Genomic DNA, 16,216 nt, shown 5'->3' on the forward strand with positions numbered 1-16,216 from the left:
GTCTCTTCGCGCGCCTGACGCTCAATGTCGCAAGCGGCCGGACCATGGCCATTCTCGGGCCGAACGGGCGCGGCAAGACAACCCTTCTGCGTGCGATCCTCGGATTTCAGAAGCTCGACCGGGGAAGCCGACATGCGCCCGGTATCGTCGGCTATGTGCCCCAGCACGGCGCCTCGCAGATCAGATTGTCCGGACTCGCGGTGGTTACGATGGGGCGCGCAGCCCGTCGCGGTCTGTTTGGCCAGCCCGATGGCGCGGATGCGGATACCGCGCGCGCCGCGCTGGTTCAGGTCGGAGCCTGTCATCTGGCCGATCAGAGCTATGACCGGATGTCGGGCGGCCAGCGTCAGATGGTCCTGATCGCCCGTGCGCTGGCGACGGGATCGCCGGCGCTCGTACTCGACGAGCCGACCTCGGCGCTCGATCTCGGCAACCAGGCGCGCACGCTCGGTCTGATCGCCGGCTTGGGACAGGCGCGGGAGCGTGCCATCCTCTTCACCACCCATGATCCCAACCACGCGCTTGCCGTCGCCGACGATGTTGCCCTGATGATGTCGGACGGTGAGGTCGTGCAGGGGCCGGTCGCGCAGATGATCACCCCGGATCTCATGTCGCAGCTCTATGGCGTGCCCATGCATTGGGTGCGGATGACGGATCGGGAGACACGGCGCGCCATGCTGCCGGCATTCACGGGAAAGGACGTCGCATGAGTGTCATCTGGCTGCATCCGGGGGATGTGGATGTCCCGGAAGGGCTGAAAGCTGCGGTAGCGCGCGGCGCGGTCACGCCTCTCACCCAGGCCGATCTGTCGGAGGCGGTGCTGATGCGCCATCGCGGTCTCGTCACGGGCATGCTCTTCGATCAGGATGCCGCGATGGCGTTGCGACCAGCGCTGGAGCGGTTTCTCGATGCCGGCGGGCGCTGGTTCTTCAACGGGCATGTGATGCGCCCGCTCCTCGACGGGTTGATGCAGTATCAGCCCATGACGACGCCGAAGCGCAGCGATTTCGCGCTCATTGCCTGCCAACCGCATCCGGTTTTCGCCGGTATCGATGTCGCGTCGCTCGAGACCAACAGGGGCGTGGCGGGTTTCTATGGCCGGGGCTGCAATCCGCCGCCGCCGGGAGCCGTCGTGATCAATACACTGGGCCCGCGCGACGTCGCGGTCGACTGGGTCTGGCACAGGCCGCACGGCGGCGCCTTCTTCAGCCATGCGGGCAATGATCTCGCACAGATCGCAACGATGCACGGGATCGGCGAACGCGTCTGGGCGAACATCATCGCCTGGGCGGCAGGCGGGCCCTGCATCAGCGGCGGGGAAGGCCGGACGGGCGCCGTCAGTTCCGATGTTGGCTGGTTGCGGCGTGATGCTTCCCGCATCGATGTCTCGGTCGAGGGCGGCGCAGAGTCGCGCCTGGTCGCGACCAATGCCGGGACCTATTATCAGATCGAAGCGCTCGAAGGGCCGCGTTATCGCGCGATCTTCGATGACGTGGTCGCGCCGGAGGCGATCGACCGGGTACTGAAGCCCGACGATATCCTTCTGGTCTCCTGCCGTACGCCGCCATCGCGCATGATTGCGCAGCGCGAGCGGATCGCCCGGCATCTCGAGGCCGGCGGCACGGTAATCGCCATGGGCGAGAGCCGCAGCGATCTCTGGCTCCCGAACATCGCCTTCACGCCGGTCGAGACGAATTTCTGGTGGTGGCTTACGCCGGAGGCGGATCTTGGTGTGCGTATCGCCGCGCCGGACCACCCGCTGCTCGCGGGCATGGCGGATCGCGACGTTACATGGCATCTGCACGGCTGGTTCGTGCCGCCTCAGGGCGCGCAGGTGCTCATCGTCGATGAGCATGGGCGTGCGATCGCCTATGACGATCGCGTCTCCACACAAGGGCGCATGATCGTCACGTCGCTCGATCCGATCTACCACCACGGCAGCCGCTTCATGCCGGCGACGACGCGGTTTCTCGACCGGTTCCTGCCCAATCTGCGCGGTCTTCTGGAAACCTCAGCGGAAAACGACGGTGCGTGAGCCGTTCGGAAGGACACGGCGCTCAAGATGATAGCGCACGGCGCGGGCGAGAACGGAGCACTCGACGTCGCGCCCAGCCGCCATCAGTTCGTCGGCACTCATGGTGTGGTCGACGCGGGTGACGTCCTGCTCGATGATCGGGCCCTCGTCGAGATCGGCTGTGACGTAATGCGCCGTGGCGCCGATCAGCTTGACGCCGCGCTTGTGGGCCTGGCTATAAGGGGCGGCGCCCTTGAAGCTGGGCAGGAAGGAGTGGTGGATGTTGATGATCCGCCCGGGCATCGCGGCACAGAATTCCGGCGACAGTACCTGCATGTAGCGCGCGAGCACGACGAGATCGATCGCCTGTTCCGCGATCAATTCGCGCAGCTTCGTCTCCTGCTCGGATTTGTTCTGTGCCCGCACCGGCAGATGATGAAACGGCACGTCATAGCTGGCGGCGAGCCGGTAGAAATCGCGATGGTTCGAGACCACCGCTGCCACCTCAGCCGGCAACAGTCCGGAGCCGTAGCGATAGAGCAGGTCGTTGAGGCAATGGCCGAATTTCGAGACCATCAGCAGCACGCGCGGGCGGTCATCGGCGCCGTTCATCGTCCATTCCATGCCGAACGCCTCGGCGACGCTTTCCGCGAAACCGGCGCGCAGCGCCGCGTGATCCTGTGCAATCTCGAAGCGCACCCGCATGAAGAAACGCCCGGTTTCCGGATCATTGTATTGCGCGCTTTCCAGGATATTGCCCTCCCGACCGGCCAGAAAGCCGGCGACAGCGGCGACGATGCCGATCCGGTCGGGGCAGGAGAGGGTGAGGACGTAGCGGCATGTCATGGTTTTCGGAGCCCGCATATGATCGGTCCGCGCGCCACGGAGCGCGCGATCTGCAGCGATTCTTGACGCGCCACGGCGTCACGCGCAAGCGATAATGCGCCAATCCCGATGGAATTCAGGGTTGCGTTGTTCAGAATTGTGACATGGATCCGCGCCTCTTGACCCAGCCCGAACCTCTCGATGGTCGATCTGCCGACAGGATGATACCTCCTGCGGCATGATCCTTGCTCGGGGCAAGGAAATGTTTATAATTTTAGATTGTACTGTCGTGATGGCGCTCCGCGACGATGCGTGATCCGGACTGCAGCGTCGCAATGATCTGGTGAGGCGTGATCATGGTCAAGGGGCCCAGACGCATGCAGGGTTCGCCGGAGATCGCTCCGGTAACGCCCTCGCGCCGGGAAAGCGACCTCGAGGATAAATCCCGCGAGTTTCAGGCAGCCCTGCGCCGTGAATATCTCACCCATCACGATACCGAAGCCGCAGAGGCGCGGGTAGCGCGCGGATTCGATGATCAGATCATCATTTCCGGTGAGCGGGCGCGAGAATGCATGTCCTATCTGCATCGTCTGGTGCGGCTGAGCCCGACCTTTCGCGGTGTTCTCAACAAGGCGCTGGCCGATTACGACACGCTCTGGATTACCATCGGCCATGGCGGCGGAAACAGCCGCTCGACGATCGGCGCGCGCGACGAGAAGATCTACATCAACCTCGAGCAGGGCGATCTGATGGATCTCCTGATCCACGAATGCGGCCATGCGCTGGCGAAGCTGGAGGACGGGCCGCTTGGCGGGTTCGGGCCCAACCAGCGCTTCCAGGCCGTGATCAAGCGAGAGCTTGACATGGGCAGCGGCGGGGTCAAGGCTTATGGCACGGAAGTGCGCCCTAACGCGCCTTCTGGGCCGCGCCTGCCTTCGAAGCTGACGCTGGAATAACCCGCGCGCAGCGGGCGCCCTGCTTCAGTCGCCCGGCTGACGGGTCAGGGCATAGAGCGCGATGCCGGAGGTGGTCGCGACGTTGAGGCTGTCGAAATCACCCGCCATGTCGATGCGCACACTGGTGGCAGCCGCGATCAGGTCCGGGGCGAGGCCGGGCCCTTCGCTGCCGAGCAGAAGGGCGCGGCGCCCCTGGTAGTGCGAGGCGGCCTCCGCCAGCGTCAGCGTGCCGCGCGGCGACAGGGCGAGCGGTTCGAAGCCATGGTTGCACAACAGCGTGCAGGCATTGCCAGCATCGCCCGGTCCGGGGCCAAGCCTTGCGAAGGGCACCCGCGCCGCTGCGCCCACGGAGACACGCAAGGCCTTGCGGTAGAGCGGGTCGCAGCATTGCGGGTCGAGCAAGATGGCGGCGGCGCCGAAAGCGGCGGCATTGCGGAAAATGCCGCCGAGATTGTCGTGATTGGTGATGCCGAAACAGGCCACCACCAGCGCATCCGCTGGCGCTTCCTCCAGCAGAATCCCCGGTTCAAGCGGTTCGCCGCGCCGCGCCAGCGCCAGGATGCCGCGATGGATGGCGAAGCCGGCAATCGCATCCATGACGGTGCCCTCCGCCACGTAGACCGGCACGGCGTCGGGCAGGGCGGCGATCCACGCCGCCATGGCGGGCACGCGGTTTTGCGCGATCAGCACGGATTCGAAGGCAAAGCGCGCACTGCGTGCCATGTCGCGCATGACCACGGCGCCCTCAGCCATGAACAGCCCGGCGCGACCCTTGAGATCGCGATCGCGCACATCGCGATAATCCGCGATGCGCGGATCGAACGGATCGGTGATCCGTGTCAGCCGGGCCGTGAGGCCGTCATCCTGCGCTGTGATATGATCGGGCGGGGTCATCGGATCGGGATGGGGGCGGGATCGGCGGGTGTCAAGACACTGACACGGCGACAGGCGATTTGACAGATGCCGGGCAAAGTGAAATCACCAGCGCGTTCAACCGGTCAAGCGAGGAAGGCAGCACATGAGCGTGCGTCACCATCTCGGGGATCTCCCCGCCGATTACGATCCCGGCCCCGCCATTGCCGTCGATACCGAGACGCTGGGGCTCAACCCGTTGCGCGACCGACTTTGCGTCGTGCAGATCTCAAGGGGTGACGGTGAGGCCGACGTGGTGCAGATCACGCGCGAGCAGCTGAATACCCCGCATGGCGGCGCCCCGGTCCTCGCAGGTGTGCTTGCGAACAGCGATACGCTCAAGATCTTCCACTTCGCCCGCTTCGATCTTGCGGTTCTCTATCATGCGCTCGGGGCGATGACGGGGCCGGTCTATTGCACCAAGATCGCCTCGAAGCTGGTGCGCACCTATACGGACCGTCACGGTCTCAAGGATCTGTTGCGCGAATTGCTGCAGGTGGAAATCTCCAAGCAACAGCAATCCTCGGATTGGGCGGCAGATACGCTCAGCAAGGCACAGCTCGATTACGCCGCCTCCGACGTGTTGCACCTGCACAGGCTCAAGGAGCGCCTGGATACGATGCTGGCGCGCGAAGAGCGTACCGATCTGGCGCAGGCCTGTTTCGACTTCCTGCCGACGCGCGCGAGACTCGATCTGGCCGGCTGGCCGGAGACCGACATCTTCGCCCATAGTTGAGCGGGTCGCAAAATACGTTTGGCGGTGAGATTGCACTTCCGGTTATGCGGGGTCTGAACATGGTTGAGAAGCACGAGCGCCCGTGCCCGTCATGCGGCGCAATGCATGATCCCGACGAAGATCGCCAGGTGCTGTCCCGTGATGGCTGGTCGGTCGCCGGGTGCCGGGTCTGCGGCTTCGTCTACATGCCGCAATTTGCTCCGGCGGAGGCCTTTGTCGATGATCTCGCTTGGGAAAAGCAATTCGAGCGCGAGAAGACGGAGCGGCGAAAGCGTGTTCCGGTGCTGCAATGGCTCGAGGATGCGACGCGCTGGCGCCACCGCCTGATTCCGCGCGCGCGCCCCGAGAATCTCGTTCGCGCCCGGGTTGATGGTGGAAATGTGCTCGATATCGGTTGCGGCACCGGCTCGCACGCATTGCCTTTCGTGGGAGATTTCGTGCCTTTCGGTATCGAATTGTCGCGCGCACTCGCGCAGGAAGCGGCCAACAGCTTTGCGCCCCATGGCGGGCATTGTGTGCATGCGGAAAGCCGGGCCGGCCTCGCGACATTTGCCGACAATTTTTTCGACGCGGCGGTCCTGCGTTCCTATCTCGAACACGAGGCCTATCCCGATGAGGTGCTGGGCGAACTGGCCCGCGTCCTGCGCCCCGGGGGCGTCGCGATTGTCAAGGTCCCCAATTACGGCAGTCTCAACCGGATGGTGATGGGTGCGAACTGGTGCGGTTTCCGTATTCCCGATCACGTGAACTACTTCACCAAGAAGTCACTCACGCAGATGGCCGCGCGGCATGGGTTCGACGTGGAATTGCCGCTGCTCTGGTCGCTGCCGACAGACGACAATATGTGGGCAATCCTGCGCGCGTCACATGAATAGATTCTCTGTTGCGGGACATGAATGCGCCATTGATGTACCGTATCGAGATAGCGTCCGCGCGGACGATCGACATGTGATGGTGCGGCAAGCTACCTTCTGCGAGAGCTTCTTTGACGGGATTGGATTGAAGTGAGTGCGACGCAAATGCCGACGCAAGATCGGGCGCTTGATGCGCGAGGTCGTCATGATCGCATGCAGCGCGCCCAGTGGCATGAGAAACACCGGCGCGAGCATGCCCGCGCCATGCGTCATTCCCGACGCGTGCGGTTCCTGCGTCGTGCCATACCGATCACCGCCGCGCTTGCCGTCGTGCTCCTCTTCGCCCTGACCTGGTTCAATCCCTTTGCACGCTATGGCGGCATCAGTATCGGCCCGATCAGCGTGTCGGGCACCCGCGTCGTCATGGATGCGCCGCGCCTGCGCGGTTTCCAGGACGGGACGCGGCCTTATGAGGTCACGGCGGAAGATGCGTCGCAGGATGTGCGCGAGCCGCATCTGATCGACTTGCGCGAATTGCGTGCCAATATCACCATCGACGATGCTGGTCAGACCGCGCGGATCGAGGCGGCCAGCGGGCGCTTCGATACCCAGAGCGAATATCTCGTGCTGGAGCGCGACGTCCGCGTCGTCTCATCAACGGGCTATGTTCTGGATCTGAGCGTCGCCGATATCGATTTTGCTGCCGGAACGGTTGCATCCGACGCGCCCGTCTCGCTGACCTTCAGTGACGGGACGATACAGGCACGCAGCATGCGCATTTCCGATGGCGGCGACTTGATCAGTTTCGAGGGCGGGGTCGAGAGCGTTCTCGCCGCACCGAGGTTGGGCAGCGACGCGCAGAATGTCGCACCTGCGCCGGTCGATCCGCCCGGCACCGATTTCAACCGCTGAAAGATGCAGAGCCAATGACAGCGTTCCCCTCATCCCGCCCCCGTGAATATGCGCATGCCCGTCGCCCGGCCCGATCGCCGATGCGTTGGAATTCGCTGGCATGGATCCTGGTTCTCGGGCTCGGCATCGTCGGTGCGCCGCTGATGACGGTATCGGCGCAGGCGCAGAATCCTGATCGCGCCTTCGGCGGGCTGGGCTCCGAATCGACTGCGCCGATCCGGATCGATGCCGATCGTCTCGACGTGTTCGACCGCGAGAACCGCGCCGTCTATGCCGGCGATGTCGTGGCCGTGCAGGGCGACACCACGATCCGCTGCTCGGAGCTCACAATCCATTTCGAGCGCAATCCGACGAGCGGCAACGGCGATGATACCGGCGATGCGATCCGCAGGATCGACTGCGCCGGGCCGGTCACGATCCTCTCGGAGGACCAGGTGGCGACCGGTGATCAGGCGGTGTACGACCGCGCCAGCGGCCAGATGGTCATCAGCGGCAATGTCGCTCTCAGTCAGGGCCGGAACGTTACCCGTGGCGAGCGACTCGTCTACGATATCGATCGCGGTGTCGCCAATGTCGAATCCGGCGGAACGCAGCGGGTGCGCGGCCTGTTCGTCCCAGGCGGGGCAGATGACTGATGAGCGTTGAGCGCGCGATTGCGCGCGAGAGCCGCCTGGACTAAAGCAGAATGCAATCTCAGACCGGGGATGAGCCCGAGACCGTGAACGATCAATTCGACTATCCGACACAGTATGTCGCTCCCGGCAATGCGGCAGAGCAGCCTGGTGAAGGGGCTTTCGGCGGGCCGGGCGTGCTGGCCGTGAAGGGGCTGCAAAAACGCTATGGTGATCGCACCGTGGTGCAGGATGCCGGCCTGACCGTGCGACGGGGGGAGGCCGTCGGTCTGCTCGGCCCCAACGGTGCGGGTAAGACGACGATCTTCTACATGATCACCGGGCTTGTCGGAGCGGATCAGGGCGTCATCAGCCTGGAAGGAGCCGATGTGACGGCGCTGCCGATGTATCGGCGTGCGCGGCTGGGTATCGGATATTTACCGCAGGAAGCGTCGATCTTTCGTGGCCTCAATGTCGAGGACAATATCCGCGCTGTGCTCGAAGTGGTCGAGCCCGATCGCTGGCGGCGCCGGGAAAAGCTCGATGCGCTTCTGGCGGAATTCCATATCGAGCGGCTGCGCAAGACGCCCTCCATCGCGCTGTCGGGCGGTGAACGCCGGCGCTGCGAGATCGCACGCGCGCTCGCGAGCGATCCCGCCTTCATGCTGCTCGACGAGCCTTTTGCCGGCATCGACCCGATCGCGGTTGGCGATATCCAGAATCTGGTGCGTCACCTGACCCGGCGCGGGATCGGGGTGCTGATCACCGATCACAATGTGCGCGAGACGCTCGGCCTGATCGACCGGGCCTATATCATCCATTCCGGCCGTGTTCTCACCGAAGGCACACCGCAGGAGATCGTCGCGAATCCGGATGTGCGCAAGCTCTATCTTGGTGAGGATTTCCGCCTCTGAGGCTGCGCTGCTTCAGTTGAAGATCGCTTCGTAAAAGCGCATTTCCCGGGTCTTCTGGATGAATTCCGGCGGGGGTACGACGGGTGTGATGAACATGCCTTCGACGAGGCCGCGACCAGGGTGGCGGATGTTGTACATCTGCCCGTCAAGTGAGGGTTTGTCTGGGGCGACGAAGAGGATCGCGAAGGGCTGGCGCTGGCCCGGCAAACCCGGATAAGGCGAGAGTCGCACATCGAGCAGGCGCATCTCCACCTGTCCGCCGATACCTTCGAGCGTGAAGGTCTTGCTGCGATAATCCTTGAAATCATCGTAAGTCAGTTTGTCGAGCATCCTGCCATCCCTGATCGCTTGATACGATCTTGGATAGCATGATTCGCGCAATGAAACAGCTTACATGCGAACCAGGAGGCCGATCACGCCATCGCCTCGTCCAAAGCCGCGATGACGCGATCGACTTCCTCAATTGTGTTGTAATGCACCATCGAGACGCGCACGACGCCGCCCATCGGGCTCAGGCCGAGTGATTCCACCAGCCGACGGGAGTGGAAATCGCCGAAGCGAATGCCGATCTGCGCCGCATCGACCTTGCGCACGATCGCTTCGCTGTCGATCCCGTCCGCCTTGAAGGAGATGGTCGGCACCCGCGTCGCCCTGTCGGAGCCGCGATCGCCGATGATGCGCACGCCGTTCTTGCCGCGCAGATAGTCGAGCAGCCGCTCGCCGATCACGGCCTCGTGCGCGGCGACATCCTCGAAGGCGCGCGCGATGGCGGCGTGATCGCCGGTGCCGCCGCCCAGCTCATCGAAATAATCGACGATGCCGGCAGAGCCCCAGGCGAGCTCGTAATTGGTATTGCCGGGTTCCAGCTTCGCGGGGACTTTGTCCTTGTCATAGAAATAATGGTACAGATTATCCAGCGCGCGCAAGAGCTCGTAGCGCCCGTAGAGCACGGCGAAATGCGGGCCGTAGGTCTTGTAAAAGCTGAACACGTAATAATCGGCGTCCAGCGCCTGCACATCGACGGCCCGGTGCGGCGCATAGGCGACACCATCGACCACGAGCTTTGCGCCGCCCGCATGGACCTTGTCGGCGATGGCGCGGATCGGGTTGATCGTACCCAGAATGTTGGAGACATGCGTGACGCAGACGAGCTTCGTCTTCTCGCTCATCAGCGCGTCCAGATCAGCGGGATCGACCGTAGCCGTCTCCGGGTTGATCTCCCAGAACTTGAAGACGACGCCGCGCGATTCCAGCGTCAACCAGGGGCCGATATTGGTCTCGTGGTCGAAATTGGTGAGGATCACCTCGTCGCCGGGCTGGAACTGGCCGGCCATGGCCTGGGCCAGGGTGCGCATCATCATGGTGGCGGAGGCGCCGAGCACGATCTCCTCCGGGCGCTGCGCGTTCATGTAGCGCGCGATCGCCGCGCGCGCCTCCTGCACCCGCGCCGTGGCGCGCTGCGATTGGCTGTAGGAGGCGCCAGTCTGCACGCTGGTGGTGAGCAGATAGTCGCTGATGCGCTCGGCCACGGGCTGGAGCACCAGCGAGCCGCCGGCATTGTCGAAATAGGCGAAACCATCCGCGAGGGCCGGAAACTGGCTGCGCACATGCGCGAGATCAAGAGCCATGGGATCTCCTTGGCGTGGAACGAGGCGCGGGCGGAGAACGCAGGACGCGATCGGCAGCAGCGTGCCGTGATTAATGGTGCAGGATCTGGCTCAGGAACAGTTGCGTGCGGTCATATTGTGGATTGTCGAAAAACGCATGGGGTGGCGCCTGTTCGACGATCTCACCCTGATCCATGAAGATCACCCGGTCGGCCACCTTGCGGGCAAAGTTCATCTCGTGGGTGACGACGATCATGGTCATGCCCGATTCTGCCAGCTCGATCATGGCTTCCAGCACCTCGTTGATCATTTCCGGATCGAGGGCGGAAGTCGGCTCGTCGAACAGCATGATCTTCGGGTTCATGCACAAGGCCCTGGCGATGGCAACGCGCTGCTGCTGTCCGCCCGAGAGCTGGAGCGGGAATTTGTGCGCCTGTTCGGGAATGCGCACCCGCTCCAGAAAATGCATCGCCACGGCCTCCGCCTCGGCCTTGGGGGTTTCCTTCACCCAGATCTGCGCCATGGTGCAGTTCTCCAGCACCGAGAGATGCGGGAACAGGTTGAAGCTCTGGAAGACCATGCCGATATCGCGGCGGATAAGGTCGTTCTGCTTCTCGTCCTTGCCATAGGCCTTGCCATGGATGATGACGTCGCCTTCCTGGTGGACTTCCAGCTGGTTGATGCAGCGGATCATGGTCGATTTTCCCGATCCGGAGGGGCCGCAGACGACGATCCGCTCCCCCTCATAGACCGTCAGATCGATATCCTTCAGCACCTGGAAATTGCCGTACCACTTGCTCATGCCGACCAGTTCGATCACCGGCTGGCCACTTTGGGCGGAACGTTTCGCCGTCTTTTCGATCGTATCCGTGCTCACGTCATCCCCCCTCAGCGTCGTGCGCCGGCTTCGAGCTTGCGCTCGAGGTTGATCGAGTATTGCGACATCAGGAAGCAGAAGAAGAAGTAGATCATCGTGATGAAGAAGAACGGCTCGATGAACAGACCCAGCCAGCGCGTATCCTCGCCCACCGAGCGGGCCATGTTGAGCAGATCGAACAACCCGATGATCGAGACCAGCGTGGTGTCCTTGAACAGGCCGATGAAGTTGCCGACGATCGTCGGGATCATGATCTTCAACGCCTGCGGCATGATGATCAGCGTCGTCGCCTGCCAGTAGCCCAGACCCATTGCGGCAGCGGCTTCATACTGCCCCTTCGGAATCGCCTGCAGCCCGCCACGGATAACTTCCGCCATATAGGCTGCGGCGAAGAGACAGACGGCGACGATGGCGCGCACCAGCTGGTTCACCTCCACGCCCACCGGCAGGAACAGGGGCAGCATGGTGTTGAACATGAACAGGATGGTGATCAGCGGCACCGAGCGGAACAACTCGATGAAACCGGTGCAGATCATCCGGATCAGCGGCATGGTCGAACGCCGCCCCAGCGCCAGCATGATGCCGGAGGGGAGCGAGAAGGTGATGCCGATGCCCGAGATCACCAGAGTCAGGAACAGCCCGCCCCATTGCCGTGTGGAGACGAAGGACAATTCCCACTGCGACACCAGAACCACCGCGATGACGAAGACGCCGATCAGCGAAAGTCGCCCGAACTTGAGCTGCTCTTCCTCCGACTTGCCGGAATTGCCGAGGATCGCGCCCATGGTCCGGATGAAACTCGTGCCGTAGCGCAATTCGGTAAAGACGGTGAGCCAGACCCAGATCAGCCCGGTCAGCCCGGCTGAGACCAGCGCGGTCCAGAACACGCCCTTGTCGCCGCCGAGGAAGAAATAGGAGGCCAGGAACGGGTAGAGCATTACGGCGCTGATGCCGATCGCGACCTTGGACTGGACCTTCGGGAACCAGAGCGGCGCGACCCACAGGATCAGCGCGAGAAATCCGAGATTGATCCGCCAGATCTGATCCTTGGGGTAGAGCCCGTAGATCAGGTTGTCGAACCATTCAATCACGCCCGGCCAGCAGGCACCGGAGCGTCCGACCAGATCGAGACATTCACGCCGGTTTTCCGCCTCCCAGACCGCGTTGAACAAGGCCCAGTTCAGTACCGAAGCGAGGAACACATAGACGATATAGGCGCCCAGGATCGTCATCAGCGTGTTGGAGACGCTGGAGAACAGGTTCTGGCGCATCCAGCCGACGACACCGACAGTGCTCGGCGGGGCAGCCCGCTCCGGCTTCGGCTGGAAGATCAGCGGCTGAGTCCTGGTGGTGTTGGTGGAGTCGCTCATCTCTCAGCGCTCCTTCAGGAGAATGCGGCGGTTATAGGCGTTCATGATCAGCGACACGAACAGGCTCACGATGCAGTAGAAGGCCATGGTCATGGCGACGATCGGGATCGCGCGCCCGGACTGGTTCAAAGAAGTGTTCATCCAAACACTCACGAGATCGGGGAAGCCGATGGCGATGGCCAGCGAGGAATTCTTGGTTACGTTCAGATACTGGCTGATCAGCGGCGGAATGATCACCCGCAGGGCCTGCGGGAGAATGATCAGACGCATGGTCCAGGACGGCTTCACGCCGAGTGCGCGCGCGGCTTCCGTCTGCCCGTGGCTGACCGATTGCACGCCCGAGCGCACGATCTCCGCGATGAAGCAGGAGGTATAGATCGCCAAAGCCAGCACCAATGCGCACAGGGCGGGGGGCACGCTCATGCCGCCGCGATAGTTGAAGCCCTGCAGGACGGGGACGTCCCAGGCCAGCGGCGCTCCCGAGAGCAGGAAGATCGCGAGCGGCAACGCCACGATCACGGCGAGGCCGACACTCATGGCCGGGAAATACTTGCCCGTCGCTTCCTGCCGCTTGCGCGCCCAGCGTCGCAGGCCCACTGCCGCGATGATGGCGATCACGAGAGCGACCAGTGTCATGGTAAAGCCGTCGCCCGGTATCGGGCTCGGCATGTAGAAGCCGCGATTGTTCAGAACGAACAGCCCGCCCCAGTCGAGGCTGTTACGCGGGCGGGGAAGCAGATTGAACACCCCGAAGAACCAGGCGATGATCTGCAGGAGCAAGGGCGTGTTGCGCAGGATCTCGATATACCAGCGTGCGATGGTGCGCACGAGCCAGTTCTTCGACATGCGCATCAGCCCGACGATCAGGCCGATCACGGTGGCGCCGAAGATACTGATCACCGCCACGAGCAGCGTGTTGGCGATGCCGACCTGGAAGACGCGAAAATAGCTGTCACCCTCCGTGTAGGGAATCAGCGTGAAGCTGATGCCAAATCCGGCGGAGACGTCGAGGAAGTCGAACCCCGCCGACATGCCGCGTTGGGACATGTTCTCGATGGTGTTCGTGACGAAGAACCAGCCGAGCCCGAAGATGCAGACGACTGTGACGAACTGGAAGACGATCGAGCGAAACGTCTCGTTGTTCAGAATTGACGACGAGGGCTTCGAGCCTCGCATCGAGGTCGATTCGGTGATGGCCATCGGGCGCTCCGCGCAGGGACGTCTGAACTATCGCCGGAAAGCCCGGCTCCGCGGGGGAGCCGGGCCGGGGTCAAGTGCCGATCAACGGAAAGGCATCGCGTAGATCAGGCCGCCACGGGTCCACAGATCGTTCTGCGTTCCGGCGCGCGGAATACCGACCGGCGTGTTTTCGCCGATATTGGCCTCGTAGATCTCGCCGTAATTGCCGACATGGCTCAGGACACGGACCATGAAGTCCGGCGAAAGACCCATACCCTCACCGATATTGCCCTCGACGCCGAGCAGACGCCGGATCGCGGGGGAATCGGATTCGAGCATCTCTTCGACGTTTTCCGAAGACACGCCCAGCTCTTCGGCTTCGATCATTCCGAACAGGGTCCAGCGCACGATGTCGCCCCAGGCGCTGTCGTCATTGCGCACGACCGGGCCGAGCGGTTCCTTGGAGACCGTCTCGGGCAGGATGATGTGCTCGTCCGGCATCGGGAAGGCCGAACGGCGGGCGGCGAGGCCCGATTTGTCGTTGGTGTAGGCGTCGCAGCCGCCACCGAGATAGGTTTCGACGAGGACGTTGACGTTCTCGTTCGTGACGGGCGTGAACTCCATGTTGTTGGCACGGAAGTAATCCGCCAGGTTGAGTTCGGTGGTGGTGCCGGTCAGCACGCAGACCGTGGCGCCGTCGAGTTCCAGCGTGGAGGTGATGCCGGAATCCTCGGGGACCAGGAAGCCCTGGCCGTCATAGAAATTGATGGTGGTGAAATCCAGGCCGAGCTGGGTGTCACGCACCGCGGTCCAGGTGGTGGTACGGCTGAGCATGTCCGACTCGCCGTTGGCGAGTGATGTGAAGCGAACGGCCGAGGTCACCGACTGGAATTCGACGGCTTGCGGATCATCGAAGATTGCCGCGGCGACGGCGCGGCAGACATCGACGTCAATGCCTGACCAGTTGCCGTCCGCATCAAGCCCGTAGAAGCCAGGCGTCGGCAGGCCGACCTGACAGTTCAGGAAGCCGCGTTCCTGCACGGTTTCGAGGGTCTGTTGCGCGCTTGCGGCAGTCGTATAGGACAAGGTCGCCGCGAGTGTTGCAACGACCGGAACGATTTTTTTCAACATTGAGGAGTCCCCTTCTGGATATTCTTTGACATGCCGAGGAGCTTGTTTCCGCCCCTTCGTCATTAACTTTTGCAACCAGACCGGCGTCGCAGCATCGCACGATGTGCACAACGCCCGTGCAGGCAGAAAAGCTCTGATGCGCAGCCTTGCCGGCAATCGCCGCGTATAAGGCAGGCTCATCCCTGCCATGCAATCACCACAGGGCTTTGTGTTGCAAGCGCTTTTTGCGACAGCCCTGCTTACCTTTCAGGCATGGTGCCGAAATTTTTGTAGAAATTGCAGGCAGCACAGCTATTGGGCGCTGCGCTTCTCATCCCAAAGGATAAAAGTTAACGAAGGCAACACGCCAGCCCGCCTCGTCCGCGAGCGCGACATGGTCGATCCGCGTGAGCGCGCAATTGCGTATGGCAAAGGCCAGGGCGGTCTGGGCGTCGATCCCGAGTGCGAGCCGCAATGCGGCACGAATCGTGCCGCCATGGGCAACAGCCACGATATCGCGCCCCGCATTCTCCTGATTGAGCCGCGCAATCGCGGGTTCCACGCGTCCGCACAGATCAGTGAAACTCTCACCGCCCGGCGCGCGTTCATCAGCGGGACCGAACCAGTAGCTCCCCGCCTGCGGTCGGCGGCCGGCGAAGAATGCCTCGCGCGCGAGCCCCTGCCAATCGCCTAAAAACTGTTCAGCAAAATCCTTGATCGGCGTGCAGGCGCGCTCTTCGTCGCCGCGTTGCGTCATGATGGCCTGTGCCGTCTGATGGGTTCGTGCGAGATTCGAGGTCAGCCAGAGCGGCTCGCGCGGCAGCATCCGCTCCAGCGCCGCGAAGACGGGGATGTCCGAGCAATCGCAATCGAGATCGGCCTGACCGTAGATGCGCCCGCCATCGCCGACCACGGGGGCGTGGCGGATCCACCACCAGCGCGTGATCCGCGCATCGGCGACCGTCTGGCTCTTCATGCCGATGCCCTGAGCGCGAAACGCCGCTCGGCGGCCAGCGCAGCGCGGTATTGTGCATCGAACCGCGCCACGCGCGCGGCGGCGCTCTCCACCGAATCCACCGCGCCGATCCCCTGGCCTGCGCCCCAGACGTCGCGCCAGACCTTCTTGTCGCCGCCCGAGCCGCTCGCGCCGAAATTCATCTTCGAGGGATCGGCCTCGCCCAGCGTATCGGGGTCATGGCCGGCGGCGCGGATCGAGGGCTTGAGATAGTTGCCGTGAATGCCGGAGAAATAATTGGTGTAGAGGATGTCATCGGCGCTGCCCTCCACGATCATCTGCTTGTAGGCATCCGCCGCATTGGCCTCGCGCGTGGCGATGAAG

General features: G+C 63.2%; 18 protein-coding genes. 8 read left to right on the top strand and 10 right to left on the bottom strand.

Annotated features, from left to right (window positions below):
- Positions 1-14 precede the first annotated feature (14 nt).
- The gene (locus tag VKP01_RS04670) at positions 15-710 is read left to right on the top strand and encodes an ABC transporter ATP-binding protein (protein ID WP_324410774.1); all 696 of its coding nucleotides are present in this window, start codon (positions 15-17) and stop codon (positions 708-710) included.
- Positions 707-2,035: a hypothetical protein gene (locus VKP01_RS04675; RefSeq protein ID WP_324410745.1), complete on the top strand. Its 1,329-nt coding sequence runs from the start codon at positions 707-709 to the stop codon at positions 2,033-2,035. The genes VKP01_RS04670 and VKP01_RS04675 overlap by 4 nt, the downstream gene beginning before the upstream one ends.
- Here VKP01_RS04675 and purU read toward each other — a convergent pair.
- On the bottom strand, positions 2,012-2,860 hold the full coding sequence (gene purU / locus VKP01_RS04680) for a formyltetrahydrofolate deformylase (RefSeq protein ID WP_324410747.1): 849 nt from the start codon (positions 2,858-2,860) through the stop codon (positions 2,012-2,014). The two genes, VKP01_RS04675 and purU, sit on opposite strands and share 24 nt — an antisense overlap.
- A 356-nt stretch (positions 2,861-3,216) precedes the next feature.
- Here purU and VKP01_RS04685 point away from each other — a divergent pair, with 356 nt between their 5' ends.
- Positions 3,217-3,795 carry a hypothetical protein gene (locus tag VKP01_RS04685; protein ID WP_324410749.1) on the top strand — a complete coding sequence of 193 codons (579 nt, stop codon included), beginning with the start codon at positions 3,217-3,219 and terminating at the stop codon, positions 3,793-3,795.
- Positions 3,796-3,819: 24 nt separating this feature from the next.
- Here VKP01_RS04685 and VKP01_RS04690 read toward each other — a convergent pair whose 3' ends face one another.
- A complete protein-coding gene (locus VKP01_RS04690; RefSeq protein WP_324410751.1) occupies positions 3,820-4,689 on the bottom strand; it encodes an RNA methyltransferase in 870 nt (289 codons plus the stop codon).
- 124 nt (positions 4,690-4,813) lie between these two features.
- Here VKP01_RS04690 and VKP01_RS04695 point away from each other — a divergent pair, with 124 nt between their 5' ends.
- The 5 genes from VKP01_RS04695 (at position 4,814) to lptB (ending at position 8,734) form a co-directional block, all read left to right on the top strand.
- On the top strand, positions 4,814-5,443 hold the full coding sequence (locus VKP01_RS04695; protein WP_324410753.1) for a ribonuclease D: 630 nt from the start codon (positions 4,814-4,816) through the stop codon (positions 5,441-5,443).
- Positions 5,444-5,571: 128 nt separating this feature from the next.
- On the top strand, positions 5,572-6,318 hold the full coding sequence (locus tag VKP01_RS04700; protein ID WP_324410755.1) for a class I SAM-dependent methyltransferase: 747 nt from the start codon (positions 5,572-5,574) through the stop codon (positions 6,316-6,318).
- Positions 6,319-6,510: 192 nt separating this feature from the next.
- Positions 6,511-7,209, top strand: a complete 699-nt coding sequence (locus VKP01_RS04705; RefSeq protein WP_324410757.1) for a hypothetical protein — start codon at positions 6,511-6,513, stop codon at positions 7,207-7,209.
- Positions 7,210-7,289: 80 nt separating this feature from the next.
- A complete protein-coding gene (locus VKP01_RS04710; RefSeq protein WP_324410759.1) occupies positions 7,290-7,844 on the top strand; it encodes an LptA/OstA family protein in 555 nt (184 codons plus the stop codon).
- A gap of 50 nt (positions 7,845-7,894) precedes the next feature.
- Positions 7,895-8,734: an LPS export ABC transporter ATP-binding protein gene (gene lptB, locus VKP01_RS04715; RefSeq protein ID WP_414706519.1), complete on the top strand. Its 840-nt coding sequence runs from the start codon at positions 7,895-7,897 to the stop codon at positions 8,732-8,734.
- 12 nt (positions 8,735-8,746) lie between these two features.
- Here the strand turns inward: lptB and VKP01_RS04720 are convergent, their stop codons facing one another.
- The 8 genes from VKP01_RS04720 to VKP01_RS04755 all read right to left on the bottom strand — a co-directional run.
- Positions 8,747-9,064, bottom strand: a complete 318-nt coding sequence (locus VKP01_RS04720; RefSeq protein WP_324410763.1) for a DUF6916 family protein — start codon at positions 9,062-9,064, stop codon at positions 8,747-8,749.
- An 83-nt stretch (positions 9,065-9,147) separates the two neighbouring features.
- Positions 9,148-10,362 (bottom strand): cysteine desulfurase-like protein, encoded by a 1,215-nt coding sequence (locus VKP01_RS04725; RefSeq protein ID WP_324410764.1) that lies wholly within the window; start codon positions 10,360-10,362, stop codon positions 9,148-9,150.
- 70 nt (positions 10,363-10,432) lie between these two features.
- Positions 10,433-11,143 carry an amino acid ABC transporter ATP-binding protein gene (locus VKP01_RS04730; protein ID WP_324410776.1) on the bottom strand — a complete coding sequence of 237 codons (711 nt, stop codon included), beginning with the start codon at positions 11,141-11,143 and terminating at the stop codon, positions 10,433-10,435.
- An 86-nt stretch (positions 11,144-11,229) separates the two neighbouring features.
- Positions 11,230-12,588, bottom strand: coding sequence for an amino acid ABC transporter permease (locus VKP01_RS04735; RefSeq protein WP_324410766.1), 1,359 nt, complete (start codon positions 12,586-12,588; stop codon positions 11,230-11,232).
- A 3-nt stretch (positions 12,589-12,591) separates the two neighbouring features.
- The gene (locus tag VKP01_RS04740) at positions 12,592-13,788 is read right to left on the bottom strand and encodes an amino acid ABC transporter permease (RefSeq protein ID WP_324410768.1); all 1,197 of its coding nucleotides are present in this window, start codon (positions 13,786-13,788) and stop codon (positions 12,592-12,594) included.
- Positions 13,789-13,869: 81 nt separating this feature from the next.
- The gene (locus tag VKP01_RS04745) at positions 13,870-14,898 is read right to left on the bottom strand and encodes an amino acid ABC transporter substrate-binding protein (protein ID WP_324410770.1); all 1,029 of its coding nucleotides are present in this window, start codon (positions 14,896-14,898) and stop codon (positions 13,870-13,872) included.
- Between the two features lie 310 nt (positions 14,899-15,208).
- Entirely contained in the window at positions 15,209-15,853 is a 645-nt protein-coding gene (locus tag VKP01_RS04750; RefSeq protein ID WP_324410772.1) for a histidine phosphatase family protein, read from the bottom strand.
- Positions 15,850-16,216: NAD(P)H-dependent flavin oxidoreductase (locus VKP01_RS04755; protein ID WP_414706520.1), on the bottom strand; the 367-nt coding region annotated here is incomplete at its 5' end. The genes VKP01_RS04755 and VKP01_RS04750, both read right to left, overlap by 4 nt.

The organism is Saliniramus sp., from assembly GCF_035311605.1.
GTDB lineage: Bacteria > Pseudomonadota > Alphaproteobacteria > Rhizobiales > Beijerinckiaceae > Saliniramus.

Coding starts and splice junctions, on each gene's coding strand:
- VKP01_RS04675 (WP_324410745.1), top strand. CDS start 707: ATGAGTGTCATCTGGCTGCATCCGGGGGATGTGGATGTCCCGGAAGGG.
- purU (WP_324410747.1), bottom strand. CDS start 2,860: ATGACATGCCGCTACGTCCTCACCCTCTCCTGCCCCGACCGGATCGGC.
- VKP01_RS04685 (WP_324410749.1), top strand. CDS start 3,217: ATGCAGGGTTCGCCGGAGATCGCTCCGGTAACGCCCTCGCGCCGGGAA.
- VKP01_RS04690 (WP_324410751.1), bottom strand. CDS start 4,689: ATGACCCCGCCCGATCATATCACAGCGCAGGATGACGGCCTCACGGCC.
- VKP01_RS04695 (WP_324410753.1), top strand. CDS start 4,814: ATGAGCGTGCGTCACCATCTCGGGGATCTCCCCGCCGATTACGATCCC.
- VKP01_RS04705 (WP_324410757.1), top strand. CDS start 6,511: ATGCAGCGCGCCCAGTGGCATGAGAAACACCGGCGCGAGCATGCCCGC.
- VKP01_RS04710 (WP_324410759.1), top strand. CDS start 7,290: ATGCGTTGGAATTCGCTGGCATGGATCCTGGTTCTCGGGCTCGGCATC.
- lptB (WP_414706519.1), top strand. CDS start 7,895: ATGCAATCTCAGACCGGGGATGAGCCCGAGACCGTGAACGATCAATTC.
- VKP01_RS04720 (WP_324410763.1), bottom strand. CDS start 9,064: ATGCTCGACAAACTGACTTACGATGATTTCAAGGATTATCGCAGCAAG.
- VKP01_RS04725 (WP_324410764.1), bottom strand. CDS start 10,362: ATGGCTCTTGATCTCGCGCATGTGCGCAGCCAGTTTCCGGCCCTCGCG.
- VKP01_RS04730 (WP_324410776.1), bottom strand. CDS start 11,143: ATGAGCAAGTGGTACGGCAATTTCCAGGTGCTGAAGGATATCGATCTG.
- VKP01_RS04735 (WP_324410766.1), bottom strand. CDS start 12,588: ATGAGCGACTCCACCAACACCACCAGGACTCAGCCGCTGATCTTCCAG.
- VKP01_RS04740 (WP_324410768.1), bottom strand. CDS start 13,788: ATGGCCATCACCGAATCGACCTCGATGCGAGGCTCGAAGCCCTCGTCG.
- VKP01_RS04745 (WP_324410770.1), bottom strand. CDS start 14,898: ATGTTGAAAAAAATCGTTCCGGTCGTTGCAACACTCGCGGCGACCTTG.
- VKP01_RS04750 (WP_324410772.1), bottom strand. CDS start 15,853: ATGAAGAGCCAGACGGTCGCCGATGCGCGGATCACGCGCTGGTGGTGG.